The sequence below is a fragment of the Melioribacteraceae bacterium 4301-Me genome (assembly GCA_041538185.1).
GTDB lineage: Bacteria > Bacteroidota > Ignavibacteria > Ignavibacteriales > Melioribacteraceae > Pyranulibacter > Pyranulibacter aquaticus.
Genome location: JBGORM010000001.1, coordinates 475,283 through 490,330 on the forward strand (window position 1 = coordinate 475,283; position 15,048 = coordinate 490,330).

A 15,048-nucleotide genomic window follows, 5' to 3' on the forward strand; every position below is an offset into this window, starting at 1 on the left:
TTTTCTTAGTTTTTGTGTTCAGGATTTACTTCTTTAACTTTATTGTTTTCAATAAGAAACTTAATGGCTTTTTCCTCTCTTAAAGAATTTAGTCTATCTGAATTTTTGTAATAATTAACTAGCTTTGCAACAGAAATGCCGGTAGCTTCGGATTCCTTTTTTGCTATTTCTTCAATATCAGTATCGTCTACTTTTATGTTTTCTTTCTCACATAGATTTTCTAATATAATTTGCCATTTGGCGTTCCATACAGCTCTTGGTTTATAATATTCCTCAACTGCTTTTTCATCAAAGTTTTTAAGATTATTTTTTTTAGAGGAATAATGTGACTTTTCCTGTTGAACAAAATTTTCTAAGATTGTATTTACATAACCTTGCGGAGGCTCAAAATCATTATTTTTCACGATGGCGTTTAATAGATTATTGAGATAAATATCTTCAGATTGTTTTTTGTAATAAGCTTCAATATCTTCTTTAACTTGTTGCCTTAGTTCTTCAATATTGTTTGCCTTGTTCTTAGAGATTTTTTTAACTAACTCATCTGTTAAGTCAGGATAAATAATTTTTTCAATCTTTAGGATTCTTGCCGTGTATCTATAAGTTACAGTATGTTTTTCATCTCCATGGTAATGTTCATCAACGAATTCAAAATTAAAATTTTCCCCGACCCTCTTATTTTTTGCATTGTTTATTATTTGTGGATTAACATTTTCGTCGCTGAGGTTAATAACTAAATTTTCACCCTTTGGTTCTTTAATTGGTTCGTTACTTTCATTATTTTCATTTATCCGCTGTAGATTAACAGTAATTTTGTAGTTAGCTCCATCAACAACTTCAGCATCCTCAAATTTCAAGTATGGTTTTATAAGATAGTCGATTTCTTTATCAATCTCATTTTCGCTAATCTTAAAGATTGGTTTTTCTATTGTAAGTCCTTTGTAATCTTTTAGTTCAATTTTAGGGAGGATTTCATACTGCACTTTAAATGATAATTTTGAATCAATAATAAAATTGATATCAGTTAGTTTTGGAGTGTTGATTGGCTTTAGTTTCTCTTTATCAACTATATCCCAAAATTTTTTAGTTGCAATTTTTTCGCTTGCTTGATATTCGATTGCATCGCGGTATAGCTTTTTCAATAGCTCAATAGGAACTTTGCCTTTACGAAATCCAGGTAGAGAAATTTTTTTTCTTTCTTCGTTGTATGCATTAGCTATTTCTTGAGAGATTTCATCATAGTTCAATGTAACCTCTACCTCTTGTAAGGAATTTGAAATATTATTTATTTTTACTTCCAATTAGTCCTCTACATTAAATGTGAAAAAATTTTTGTGCGAGAGGGGGGACTCGAACCCCCACACCTTGCGGTACTAGATCCTAAGTCTAGCGCGTCTGCCAATTCCGCCACTCTCGCAAAGACTTGCAAAATTAGTTTAAATTGCATGCAAAATCAAGAAATTGCCGTGCAAAGCCGATTTTCACAATTTCTACGTAAAATGATTTTGAAAATTAAATTAAATTTGGGATACTATAAAACTTTTATGAATTTTTTCTGCTAAACTTTGAATTAATTTTGATACTAAAAAAGATATGTTTTTCTTCATTTCCTGAAAATTTTTCATAACAAATAAGAATGAGTATCATCCGGAACAATATATATGAAAATTCTAAAATATAGTTTTTCATATTTACTAAAGTCTGTCTCACTCGCGTTCTATGAATATTGTTGTGAATTTGGGGTGCAACTTTTGCGCAATAAAGCAATCTATAAATCTTTAATTGAACATTTGTTTAGATTGTACGTAAGTGTAGTTAGTTATATGAATAAAGTAATGAATTTTTCCAGTTTTAGTAAGTTGCCAAATATGCTAACTATTTTATATGAATTAAGGAGTACTCATAATTCAATAAGCAATAAATAAAAAATATTATTAGACGAATGTAATTTCTATTTAGCAAGATAGTTGTTTTTTATATTTTTATTTATTAAAAAAAACGATAAATCTATTTTAAATTCTTCAACGATTCATAGATGGAAAATATAATAGGAAAAACAATTGATAATTATAGAATAACATCTGTTCTTGGCAGGGGCGGAATGGGGATTGTCTATAAAGCTTACGATACAAAACTTGACCGCTACGTTGCAATTAAGTTATTGAACCCCTCAGTTTACAGTAAACAAGGATTTGTAGAGAGATTTAAAAGAGAAGCAAAAAACCAAGCTAAGCTTTCACACCCTAACATAGTAACAGTTTATGGATTTATTGAATATTCAGACCTTTTAGGGATTGTAATGGAATATGTTGAAGGTGAAAGTTTAGAAAAGGTAATTCAAAGACAGGGCAGATTTCATTTATATGATGTAATATACATTCTTCGACAAGTATTACTTGGTTTAGGATATGCTCATTCAAAGGGATTTGTCCATAGAGATATAAAACCTTCTAATATCATCTTAAACAAGGAAGGCATTACTAAGATTATGGATTTTGGTATTTCAAAATCACTCTTTGATAAGGATGTAACTCAACCCGGCTCCAAAATTGGTACTATATATTATATGAGTCCAGAGCAAATAAAGGGGACTGACGTTACAAACAGAAGCGATATATACTCTATAGGCTGCACTGTTTATGAAATGCTGATAGGTGAGCCGCCATTTAATTACGATAATGAATTTGAACTTATGGAAGCTCATCTTAAGAAGAAAGCCCCCCGTATTTCTGACAAGCTGACTAACATTCCAGAAACTTTAGACCACATATTGCAAAGAATGATGGAAAAAAATCCCTTAGACCGTTATGGCTCATGTGAAGAAGTTTTTAATGATCTAGCGGAACTTGAAAAATTAGTAACTGAGCTTACAAATAGTTATTTTCAACAGCGTAAACCAATAACCCCAAAATCGAAAGTTTTATCTACTGCTGCGTTTGTACTTATTATTTTTGGTTTATTAGCTCTTTCTTGGTTTGTATATAATCAAGTGAACACCCTGTTAAAAAGCAATAAGTTAGATGAATTTAAAAAGTATAACATACAAAGCTTGTTCAGCTCAAGCGAAGATTCTGAAGAACTTCCAAAAGTTGAAAAGCTGAATAGTAACATCAAAGAGAACTTAAATGCTGTTATTTTTTTGGATTCAAAAAATGGATTTGTACTGGGCGATTCTGGTACTGTTGCGGCTACAAAAGATAGTGGTAAAACATGGCTACCAATTGAACTAGGTACTAAAAGAACATTTCATGATGCATATTTCTTCCAAAACGGTAAATCCTTTATAATTGGTGACTCTGCAACATTAATTTATAGTCGTGATTTTCTAAAATCCTTTCAAACTCTTTCTGTAAATGCTGCTGCTAATTATTCTTTTTTCCGAATAAAATTTATTGATAAAAATGTAGGATTTATATGTGGCGACAAAGGGCTAATTTTGAGAACTGAAGATGGCGGATTCAATTGGTATAAAGTTGAGACAAATTCAAAAGATTTGTTATTTGATATTGGTTTTGCAGATAAAAGTACAGGTTTTGCTATTGGTTGGAATGGCGAGATATTAAAGTCAAACGATAGAGGTAATACTTGGACTTCAATTGAAAAAGTTACTGATGATTATCTTAAGTCAATAGATTTTAATAAAAATGGGTATGGATTAATTGTTGGCGGAGGAGGTACAATAATAAGAACGAAAGATTACGGTAATAGCTGGGAAAAAAATAAAATCGATATTGACGGAGGCTTGCAAAAAGTACAATATATAAGCGATGATAATGTTTTGGCGCTCGGCGTCAAAGGAATGTTGTTGTTTTCAAATTCGAAAGGAGAGACCTGGCAAAAGGTAAACACAGGTGTTTTTTCAAAATTAAATAGTATGACAGTAAATCCATCAGGTCATGTTTTTATCGTAGGCACAGGTGGGACAATTCTTAAATTTTTATAATTTCTTAATAACAATATGGATAAATTCGTAATTCATGGCGGTAAAAAATTAACTGGTACAGTTAAAATAAGTGGGGCAAAAAACTCTGTCTTAGCTTTAATGCCAGCTTGTTTGTTGAATTCCGGGAAAAATATAATATACAACACACCTGAGGTTAATGATGTTTATACAATGATTAAACTCCTGAATTTTTTGGGGGTTGAGTCTGACTTTTCCAATAGTAAATTACTCTTGGATACATCACAAATTAAATCTCAAATTGCCCCTTATGAGCATGTTAAAAAAATGAGAGCTTCTATTTATGTTTTAGGACCTTTATTGTCACGATTTGGTTATGCTAAGGTTTCGATGCCTGGAGGATGTGCGTGGGGCCCACGTCCAGTTAACTTACACTTGGAAGCAATGAAAAAACTTGGTGCTGATATTAAGCTTGAAGAAGGCTATATAATTGCTAAATCACACAAATTAACTGGTAATAAAATACATTTTGATATATCATCAGTAGGAGCAACCGGTAATGCATTAATGGCTGCGGTTTTGGCAAAGGGTACAACAGTTATTACAAATGCTGCAATTGAACCCGAAATTACTTTGTTAGCTGAGTCATTAAAGAAAATGGGAGCAAGAATTAGCGGCATCGGAAGTTCAATACTAGAAATTGAAGGCGTAGAAGAATTAAGACCTGCTGAATTTGAGAACATATCGGATAGAATTGAAGCGGGTACTATGCTTGTTGCAGGTGCTATCACACATAGTAAAATCGCTATAGATTATAATTTCTCACACCATATTGAAATTATTATTGACAAACTTAAAGAAAGTGGAGCTAATTTATTAATTAACAATGGAATAATTGAATTAGATGCTACAAATTCTATGATTAATAGTGTTGATGTTACAACTGCAGTATACCCTGGTTTTCCTACTGATATGCAAGCTCAATGGATCGCTTATATGTCACTATCAAATGGCACAGCAACTGTTGTTGATAACATTTATTATGACAGATTTACACACGTACCTGAATTAATTAGATTAGGAGCAGATATTGAAATGCATAATAATAGTGCGATAGTAAAAGGTGTAAAAAAATTAAAGGGAGCAAAGGTAATGTCCACAGACTTACGAGCTAGTGCTTCTTTGGTTTTAGCTGGTTTGGCTGCAGAAGGTGAAACTGAGATATTGAGAGTTTATCACATCGATAGAGGTTATCAGAAAATAGAAGAAAAATTAAGAGCTCTTGGCGCTGATATTATACGAGTTTCTACCAAAGAGTATTAATGACATTGAGAATTCTACTTAATAGGAAAATTATATCTTTCCCTAATTTTGTTCTTTTTTTAGTTGCTATAGCAAATTTATTTTTTATACGCTTGCCACTTTTGAATGTATTTAGCTATGAATTTTCTGTTGTTAATGCAGTTGTTTTATCGTTTTTTGTTGGTCTTTCTATAATTTATTTCAACGTTAAGGACAGTAATTACATAAACAAATTAGAAATATTATTTAATGAAAAGTATTTTTATTTAAGTATAGTTCTAATTCCACTTTTAATTGCTACGATAAATAGTGCTCTTTTCTCTTTGTGTCCATTGGGTGATGGTTATCTTTTTTATTTAATTATTACTTTGCCGTCTATATTTTTTACAATTTCACTTTCTCTTTTATTATTAAATTTTACTTCTAGCAATTGGACTTATTTTCTTTTAATTGTTGTACTTATCATAATAATAGTAATATTACCTATAGCTGAGATATATTTTTATCCACAAGTTTATTTTTTTAATCCAGTAATAGGATACTTTCCCGGTGTAATTTATGATGAATATGTCCCAATTAGTATTAAATTAATTTCTTACAGAGCCTCAGTTTTATTTATATCTTTATTATTAATCTATTTATTACGTAATGGCAGATATAAAACGAAGCTAAAATTGCTTGTTTCTTTATTGATTTTTCTTTTTGCTTTTTTCGGCTTAGATAACATTTTAAAGTTAAATATGACTACAAATAATCTACAATCAAGATTAAATAAAATAGCGATTTCTAATGATTTTACAATAAATTACACAAATTTATCTAATAATAAGTATATATTCTTAATTACATTAAAACACGAGTATTATTTAAATCAAATAACACAAGAATTAAAGGTTTCACACATCACTCCAATTCACTCTTATATTTTTAGTAATAGTGAGCAAAAACGAGAACTTATTGGTGCTGGTAATGCTGATTTGGCGAAACCTTGGCTGAATCAAATTTATATAAATGAGGAAGATTTAGATGCCACATTGAAGCATGAGTTGCTCCACGTAATTTCAGCTAACTTTGGCACAACACCATTTAAGCTTGCTTCAAAGTTTAATCCGGCTTTAATTGAGGGTTTTGCTACTGCTTATGAAAATAATTTTGATGATTATCCTATACATGTTGTGGCAAAAATAGCAATGGACTCGGGCTATGATATTTCAATAGTGAACCTTTTTTCTGGATTTAATTTTTTTAATAACTATTCTACCCTTTCTTATGTGTTTGCTGGGTCGTTTATTAGATTTTTATCCGAGAAATATGGTGTGAATGTTATTAAAAAAATTTATGCTGACGGTGATTTTGTAAAGCACACTGGCAAAGATCTTGCAAAACTTGAAAGTAATTATAAAAAATATTTATCTGTTCTTAACGTCAATACTAATCCATTTGTTGCACAGTTGTATTTTGCTGGACATACAATTTTTAGAAAATTTTGCGTCAGGACAGCTGCAAAATTTTTAAGGGAAGCAAATAAACTTTATTATGAAGGTCGTTATAAAGATGCATATAAAAAATTTTTACAAATATACAGTTATACGAACTCCTATCCGGCCTTAATTGGGTGCGTTCAGTCTATGTTCAAAGTATCTGAATACAACCAAGCAAAAGAAATGATAACAAAACAAATAAATAAATTCACCAAATCACAATATTTTTTTAATCTACAATTGCTTCTTGCTGATGCTTATATTTTGACAAATAATATTGATTCAGCAAAGACAATTCTTAATAGAGTAATCTTAGAAAATCCTAGCCATCTATATACTAGTTTAGCTCTCTTAAAAGAAAAAATCCTGCAGAAAGGGATTGTTTTTTATAAAAACTTTTTAAATGCAGAAAAAGTAGAAAAATTTTACACAGCCTTAGAGGAATATAATAATTCAAAAGAAAAGCAATTAATACCAATTTTATTAAATTACGCTGAAACATCCGATTCAATTGCAATGAAGATTAAAAAGGTATTTTTTGATAACTTTAGAGTAGTAAACGTAGAAACTAGTTATTACGCTTTTCTTTTGTCAAAGTACTTTTTAAATTGCATGGATTTTTCAGCTGCAAAATATTTTGCCGAAATTTCTCTTGAGTTCAAAAAAAATAATTATTATAAAGATGTGTTAGAAGAAAACTCCAAAATGATAAGTTGGATTGCAAAGAATTTCAATACAGTTGAAAGTAGTATTAAGATAATTAAATAATATCGTAGGAGTAATAGTGCAGATAAATTTAGAAAATAAAATTACTCAGATACAGCTTTTACATAAAATTTCTCAACTCGCAAAAGAAAGAAATGAGAAAGTATTTTTAGTGGGAGGGTTTGTTAGAGATTTACTTTTAAATAGAATTGGAGACGAGCTAGATATATTAATAGTTGGGGATGGTCCTCAATTCGCAGAGCAATTAGCAAAACAAATTGGAATAAAAACCGTAACCGTATATAAAAACTTTGGCACTGCTCAATTTAAATATGAAAACTATACTTATGAGTTTGTAGGTGCACGTAAAGAATCTTATTCAAGAGCAAGCAGAAATCCCATCGTTGAAAAGGGAACGCTTGATGATGATATCAATAGACGTGATTTCACTATTAACACATTAGCAATCTCATTAAATGCAGAGGATTTTGGTCTACTATACGATAAATTTAATAGTCTTGATGATATAAGAAATCAAATTATAAAAACACCGCTTGACCCATATAAAACTTTTGACGACGATCCATTAAGGATTTTAAGAGCTTTTCGCTTTGCATCTCAATTACAATTCGAAATTGATGAATCGGTCTTAGAAGCTGCTGAAAAAATGGCAGAGAGATTAAAAATAGTTGCTCAAGAAAGAATAACAGATGAATTCTTAAAAATTTTATCATCCGCCAAACCATCAATTGGGCTGAAGTACCTACAAAAAACAAAAGTAATGAATATTGTGTTCCCAGAAATAGCTAACTTAGAAGGCGTTGAGCAACGAAAAGATTTTCATCATAAAGATGTTTTTTATCATACATTAATTGTAGTAGATAATATTTCTGCTATTACAGATAACATTTGGCTTCGTTTTGCTGCTTTGGTTCATGATATTGCTAAGCCACAAACAAAAAAATTTATTGAAGGAATAGGATGGACTTTCCATGGACACGAGGAAATTGGAGCTCGTATGATGAAAGAAATTTTTAATAGAATGAAGCTTCCTCATTCTAAACTTCCTTATGTAGAAAAACTTGTTAAATTGCATTTGAGACCTATTGCTTTAGTTGATGACCAAGTTACTGATTCAGCTATTAGGCGACTTATTGTTGCAGCTGGCGATGACCTTGACGATTTAATTAAATTATGCAGGGCAGATATAACTAGCAAGAATCAATCTAAGGTAAACAAATATTTAGAGAACTATGAAAAAGTAATGAATAAGGTACACGAAGTTCTGGAAAAAGATAAATTAAGAGCATTTCAATCACCAGTCAGAGGCGATGTAATAATGCAAGTCTGCAACTTAAAACCTTCTAAAAAAGTCGGCGAAATAAAATCTGCTATTGAAGAAGCTATATTAGAAGGTAAAATAGCTAACAATTTTGATGAAGCTTATAATTACCTCCTAAAAATAAAAGACAAGTTTTTATCTTCGGAATCATAAAAATTTTAAAAAATTTCTCTCCAACTAATTTTTTTGTAACTTTTGTATTGATGATTTCGTCAAAACTGTTAAAAAATTTAATTAATAAATTTCTGTTGAGAAGGAGAAAACTAATGAAACAATTAATTCTTTGTCTTTTTTTTATCTTTACAATGCCAACTCTTGCTCAGAAAACTTTAACTTTGGATGATGCTGTTAAAATTGCTCTTCAAAGAAATCCGGATTTAATTAAGGCAAAAAACAACTTAGAAACCTATAAATCCCAACTTAAAAGTGCTTACGGAGATTTGCTACCAAGCTTAGGAACTCAGGCTACGTGGAACTGGCAAAGGATAAATGATGCTGGTGGAGTACAAAGAGACTTCTTTGGCAACCTTGTTAATATTCCTCCTTCACAGACAGACAACCGCTATTATCAAGTAGGTTTTGGCGGCAGTGTTGTTCTCTTTAATGGCCTAGCCAACTGGGCAAATATCTCAAAACAAAGTGATAATCTTGAAGCAGCAAGGTTGAACCTTGAGAAATTTAAACAAAATATTGTATTGCAAACCTCAAGTTATTACTATGCTGTTTTAAATGCTGAAGAGTTAATGAAAGTGCGTGAAGAAAATGTAAAGTATAATCAAAAGTTTTTAGAGACAGTCCAAGAAAGACACAGATTAGGTGCAGTGGCAATTGCAGATGTTTACAGTCAACAAGTTCAATTAGGAAATGCAGAATTACTGTTGATTCAAGCTCAGAATACGTATGAAACAGCTAAAAGCAACTTGCTTAATTATTTAGGATTAAATGTGTTAGAAGAATATAAATTTGTTGATCCTTATGGCGAAAAAGATTCCATTAATACAGATAAATATATGAGTATGTTCGATGATGTAACTGTTATGGTCAATCAAGCTTTAGCCAACAGAAAGGATTTTAAAGGTCAACAATTATTATTAAATGCAGCCAAAAGCGGCGTAACTATTGCAAGAGGTGGAATATTTCCTTCATTGACCGGCAATTATTCTTTTGGTACAAGCGCAACCGACCCAAATAATTTATTTAACAGAAAAACTTGGAGCGTTGGACTTACATTAAGCTTACCAATATTTTCTAATTTCAATACTGAAAACAATATTGAATTTGCAATGGCTTCAGAAAAGAATGCCGAAGAAGATTTAAATACGCTTCAAAGACAAATTAAAATAGAAATTAAGCAAGGCTACCTCGACTTAACGGCTGCAAAGAAAAGTTTAGACGTTGCAACTAAAAATGTTGTCTCTGCTGAAGAAAATAGAAAGGTAAATCAAGAGAGGTATAATTTAGGCTCAGGTACAATCTTAGATGTTTTACAAGCTGATAGAGATTACACTGATGCCTTAAGAAATAAAATTGATGCACTTTATAACTTCTATAAAGCTAAGGATGCGTTAATGAACTCCTTAGGCAAACTTGATTATAAAAAATATGAATAAACTTAAGGGAGCTAAATAAAATGGCAAACGGGAAAAAAAAGAATAAGAAAAAGCTTTTCATTTTTGGTGGATTGGGTTTACTTCTACTTATTGTAATACTGCTTGTTGCATTTGGCGGTAATAAAGAAACAATTATACAGGTTCAAACTGAATTAGCTGCTAAGAGAACTATTACTCAAGTTGTTTCAGCTACTGGCAAAATTAATCCGGTTTTTCAAGTAACAATTAGTGCTGAGGCAACTGGAGAAATTGTAGAACTTCCTGTAGAAGAAGGTGATAATGTTCGTAAAGGACAATTGCTTTTAAGAATTAAACCTGATATTTACATTGCTCAAAAAAATAAAGCAGAAGCGACACTTGCTCAAGCAAGAGCAACTTTACATTCACGTCAAGCAGCTTTAGACCAAGTAGAGGCTGATTATAAAAGAATTCAAGGTTTGTACGGTAAAGGTCTTGCAAGCGATGCCGACCTTGAAATGGCAAAATCAAATTACTTGCAAAGACTGGGCGATTTGAACGCACAAAAATCTTTTGTCCAAAATGCTGAAGCAGCATTAAAAGAAGCTATAGAAAACTTAAATAAAACTACAATCTATTCTCCAATTAATGGAACCATTAGCAAAAGAAATGTTGAGTTGGGTCAGCGTGTTTTAGGTAGCGGTTACAGCCCCGGAACAGAACTGCTTACTGTTGCGGATTTAACAAATATGGAAGCTACTGTTGACGTTGATGAAAATGACGTTGTTTTGGTCTCTGTCGGTGATACAGCAAAAATTAATATCGATGCATTTGGCGATAAAGTATTTAAAGGTGTTGTAACCCAAATAGGCAACAGTGCTAAAACAACTGGACTTGGTACTCAAGATGAAGTTGTTAATTTTGAAGTAAAAATAAAATTGTTAAATCTTGATCCTGCTATACGACCTGGGATGTCATGTGATGCTGAAATCCAAACTGAAACGAAACAAAATGTGGTCTCCGTTCCAATACAAAGTGTTACTGCTAGAACTGTCATGCCTCAGATGACAACTGCAGATAAATCTGATGATAGTGGAGGTTTAACTACTACTACAGAGACGAAAAACGGCAAAAATAACAAACCAAAAGAAGTAGTTTTTATTGTTAAAAATGGACAAGCGAAAATGGTTGAAGTAAAAACTGGCATAAGCGACGATACTTACATTGAAATTGTAAGTGGATTACAAGGCGGTGAAGAAGTTATTGTTGGTCCTTATAGAGCAGTTTCGAAAGAACTGGAAGATGGTTCTAAAATTTCTGTGCTATCAAAGAAAAAAATGTTAGAAAAACAAAATTCTTAATAAAATGAGATTATTATGAATATTATAAAAATTGAGCATATTTCTAAAATTTACCAAGTCGGTGCCGAGGAAGTCCATGCTCTAAGAGATATTTCATTGCAAATAAATAAAAATGAATATGTAGCTATTATGGGTCCGTCCGGTTCAGGTAAATCTACACTTATGAATATTTTAGGTTGCCTGGACACACCTACAAAAGGTTTGTATAATTTTAAGGGCCATAATGTTAGCGAAATGAACGATAATGAATTAGCTAAAATTAGAAATAAAGAAATTGGTTTTGTTTTTCAAACTTTTAATTTATTGCCTCGATCAGATGCTTTGCACAATGTTGAATTACCTTTAATATACGCAGGTGTTCCAGCTTCTGAAAGAAGAGAAAGAGCAATTGCAGCTTTGGAAAACGTTGGATTGCTGGATAGAATTCATCATAAACCAAATGAGCTTTCGGGTGGACAGCGACAAAGAGTTGCGATTGCAAGAGCTCTGGTTACAAGACCAGCTATTATTCTTGCTGATGAACCAACTGGAAATCTTGACACAAAGACTGGCGAAGATATAATGGCTCTTTTTAATCAAATTTACGAACAAGGTAATACAATAATTTTAGTTACCCACGAAGAATATATTGCCGAACATGCAGAAAGAATAATTAGAATTCGTGATGGCTTGATTGAAAAAGATGAAAAAGTGATTAAAAGAGTAATACCTAAAAAAGAAAGTGTAGCCTAAATATTCTGACAGGGAGAGTTAATGAAAAATTACTTGTTTGAACTAAAAGAAGGCTTGTTGATATCTTTACGTGCTATCCGAGCAAATAAAATTAGATCTGTTCTCACAACTTTAGGAATTGTAATTGGAGTAGCTTCTGTTGTACTTATGTCGACTGCCATTAAAGGAATTGATAATGCTTTTCAAAAAGGAGTTTCATCACTTGGTTCTGATAATCTCTACATTGATAAGTGGGAATGGTTCAACAACGATATACCTTGGTGGCAATTAAGAAACAGAAAGAATTTAACATTAGATGACTATCGCAAATATGCTGAATTAGCAAAATTACCTCTTGCTACTGCCCCAACTGTCTGGAGTGTGCAGTCAATTAAGTTTAAGAATACAACAGTAGAATCGATATTTATTACAGGCACCACTTCTGATTACATAAAAACAACTAATCTAACATTTAACGAAGGTAGATTTTTTAACGATTTTGAAAGTAGAGGAGCTAGAAATGTAGCCGTACTTGGTGCAACTGTTGCTAAAAATTTATTTCCTCGTGGGCATGCAATAGGTCAAGAAATAAGAATAAAAGGGCAAAAGTATAAAGTTTTGGGAGTATTAGCTGAACAAGGTAGTTGGGTGATGGGAAGCTTTAATCCAGATAATCAAGTATTTATACCAATACAAAATGTCTTTAAGTATATGCAAAGCCAATCTTTTAGAAGTATTACAATTAATGTACGTGCGCCAAACAGCCAAATGATTGAAGCTGTTAAAGATGAGGCTATTGGAATAATGCGTAAAATAAGAGGATTAAAATATAATGAGCCAAACGACTTTTCTATTAATCAACAGGAAGGATTGTTAAACAATATAAATCAAACAGTGGGTGTAATACAAATAGCTGGACTTTTTATTACTGGGTTAGCTTTGTTTGTCGGTGCAATTGGTATAATGAACATTATGTTTGTCTCTGTTAAAGAGCGAACAAAGGAGATTGGTATCAGAAAAGCAATAGGAGCTAAAAAAAGAGCAATACTGACTCAATTTATAACTGAATCGGCTGTTATTTGTCTACTTGGCGGATTGGTTGGACTTTTAATTGCAGTGTTGCTTAGTATGATTGTAAATCAATTCCTTCCAACATCTGTTCAAATTGATGCGGTTATATTAGCCTTTTTTATTTCACTAATTACTGGCGTTTTGTCTGGGTTAGCACCTGCTTATACAGCATCTAACTTAGACCCAGTGGAAGCTTTGAGGTATGAATAAATGGAAATATTAGAATTATTTAAAGTCGCTTTCAATTCACTTAGAACTAATAAATTACGTTCAGCACTTACAATTTTAGGTATTGTTGTAGGTATTTTTTCAATTATTGCTATAAGTACTGTAATTGAAATGCTGCAAAGCAGTATTGAACAAGGTGTCTCTCAATTAGGGCAAAATACTTTTCAAATACAAAAATGGCCACCAGTTAGAACTGGTGGCCCTGGTGAATTTGCCAAATATAGAAACAGACCCGACATAACATTGGAAGAATTCTACGCATTAAAAGAAAAATTGACCCAAGCTAAGTATGTTGCAGCTGAACAATGGTCAGGCGGTAAAAGGTTTACTTATGGAAATAAAGAAACTAATCCTAATGTTTCATTTGCAGGTGTTACACCAGAAGCATTCCCAAATAACAAATGGATAATTGATAAAGGTAGAGCAATAAACGAAAGAGACTTGCAAAGATATGAAAATGTAGTTGTCCTTGGGGCAGATATTGCAAAGACTTTATTTGATTACATTGACCCTATCGGCCAAATAATAAAAGTAGATGGACATAAATTAAAAGTAATTGGTGTACTTGAAAAGCAAGGTAGCTTTTTTGGACAAAGCCAAGATAATTTTGCAATTACACCATTAACAACATTTCAATCCTTTTATGGCAAAAGAAGTAGAAGTATAAATATTACAGTTATGTCATATGGAAAAGACGATTACGAAAATCTTATTGAAATTGCTGAAGGTTATTTTAGAACAATAAGAAAATTGTCGCCTACAGAAGAAAATGATTTCTCAATATTTTCAAACGAATCCGTTCTTACCCAAATTAATGATATAACTGCCGGGGTTAGAATTGGCTCTTATGTTGTAGCAGCTATTGCGCTGCTTGCCGCAGGTGTTGGCATCATGAACATAATGCTTGTTTCAGTAACAGAAAGAACAAGAGAAATTGGAATACGTAAAGCTATTGGTGCTAAGAAGTCTAATATATTAACTCAATTTTTAATCGAGGCTGTTGCCTTGTGCCTAAGCGGTGGAATAGTTGGCATTATTTTGGGCATTATCGCCGGCAATGTTGCTGGTTCCTTTTTAAATGCTTCGGCTGTTTTGCCTTTAGATTGGATAATGATTGGCGTTATATTGTGTGTTGTTATTGGAATTGGATTCGGCACATATCCAGCTTATAAAGCTTCTAATCTTGATCCTATTGAAGCACTGAGATACGAATAATAATTGCAATTCTTTTACAATCTTTTGATTCTTTTTATTTAGTATCTACTAAAAAATTTTTATCAGTACATTTTAATTCAGCCTGCACATTAGGAAATTATATATTTACCCCGAATTCCCATTTTATTTTTTAAATAACCTTAGTAACATCATCAAACAAAAATGA

The 15,048-nt window shown here is 31.8% G+C and carries 10 protein-coding genes and 1 tRNA gene; 9 read left to right on the top strand and 2 right to left on the bottom strand.

What is annotated here, in order from left to right; all coding sequences use genetic code 11:
• Window positions 1-5 precede the first annotated feature (5 nt).
• Window positions 6-1,298, bottom strand: coding sequence for a trigger factor (tig, locus tag ABRY23_02030; GenBank protein MFA3781827.1), 1,293 nt, complete (start codon window positions 1,296-1,298; stop codon window positions 6-8).
• A gap of 34 nt (window positions 1,299-1,332) precedes the next feature.
• Window positions 1,333-1,414: transfer RNA gene (locus tag ABRY23_02035), tRNA-Leu, on the bottom strand.
• Window positions 1,415-2,032: 618 nt separating this feature from the next.
• On the opposite strand from ABRY23_02035, the gene ABRY23_02040 reads away from it, so the two are divergent.
• The 9 genes from ABRY23_02040 (at window position 2,033) to ABRY23_02080 (ending at window position 14,882) form a co-directional block, all read left to right on the top strand.
• Window positions 2,033-3,940 carry a protein kinase gene (locus ABRY23_02040; GenBank protein ID MFA3781828.1) on the top strand — a complete coding sequence of 636 codons (1,908 nt, stop codon included), beginning with the start codon at window positions 2,033-2,035 and terminating at the stop codon, window positions 3,938-3,940.
• A 15-nt stretch (window positions 3,941-3,955) separates the two neighbouring features.
• Window positions 3,956-5,221, top strand: coding sequence for a UDP-N-acetylglucosamine 1-carboxyvinyltransferase (murA, locus tag ABRY23_02045; GenBank protein ID MFA3781829.1), 1,266 nt, complete (start codon window positions 3,956-3,958; stop codon window positions 5,219-5,221).
• The gene (locus ABRY23_02050) at window positions 5,221-7,449 is read left to right on the top strand and encodes a tol-pal system YbgF family protein (GenBank protein MFA3781830.1); all 2,229 of its coding nucleotides are present in this window, start codon (window positions 5,221-5,223) and stop codon (window positions 7,447-7,449) included. The genes murA and ABRY23_02050 overlap by 1 nt, the downstream gene beginning before the upstream one ends.
• A 16-nt stretch (window positions 7,450-7,465) precedes the next feature.
• Entirely contained in the window at window positions 7,466-8,881 is a 1,416-nt protein-coding gene (locus tag ABRY23_02055; GenBank protein MFA3781831.1) for a CCA tRNA nucleotidyltransferase, read from the top strand.
• A gap of 113 nt (window positions 8,882-8,994) precedes the next feature.
• A complete protein-coding gene (locus tag ABRY23_02060) occupies window positions 8,995-10,338 on the top strand; it encodes a TolC family protein (GenBank protein MFA3781832.1) in 1,344 nt (447 codons plus the stop codon).
• Window positions 10,339-10,358: 20 nt separating this feature from the next.
• A complete protein-coding gene (locus ABRY23_02065) occupies window positions 10,359-11,657 on the top strand; it encodes an efflux RND transporter periplasmic adaptor subunit (GenBank protein MFA3781833.1) in 1,299 nt (432 codons plus the stop codon).
• Window positions 11,658-11,672: 15 nt separating this feature from the next.
• Window positions 11,673-12,389: an ABC transporter ATP-binding protein gene (locus ABRY23_02070; protein MFA3781834.1), complete on the top strand. Its 717-nt coding sequence runs from the start codon at window positions 11,673-11,675 to the stop codon at window positions 12,387-12,389.
• A gap of 21 nt (window positions 12,390-12,410) precedes the next feature.
• On the top strand, window positions 12,411-13,649 hold the full coding sequence (locus tag ABRY23_02075; protein ID MFA3781835.1) for an ABC transporter permease: 1,239 nt from the start codon (window positions 12,411-12,413) through the stop codon (window positions 13,647-13,649).
• Complete coding sequence (locus ABRY23_02080; GenBank protein MFA3781836.1) at window positions 13,650-14,882, top strand: ABC transporter permease; 1,233 nt, start codon at window positions 13,650-13,652, stop codon at window positions 14,880-14,882. It begins immediately after the preceding gene.
• Window positions 14,883-15,048 lie beyond the last annotated feature (166 nt).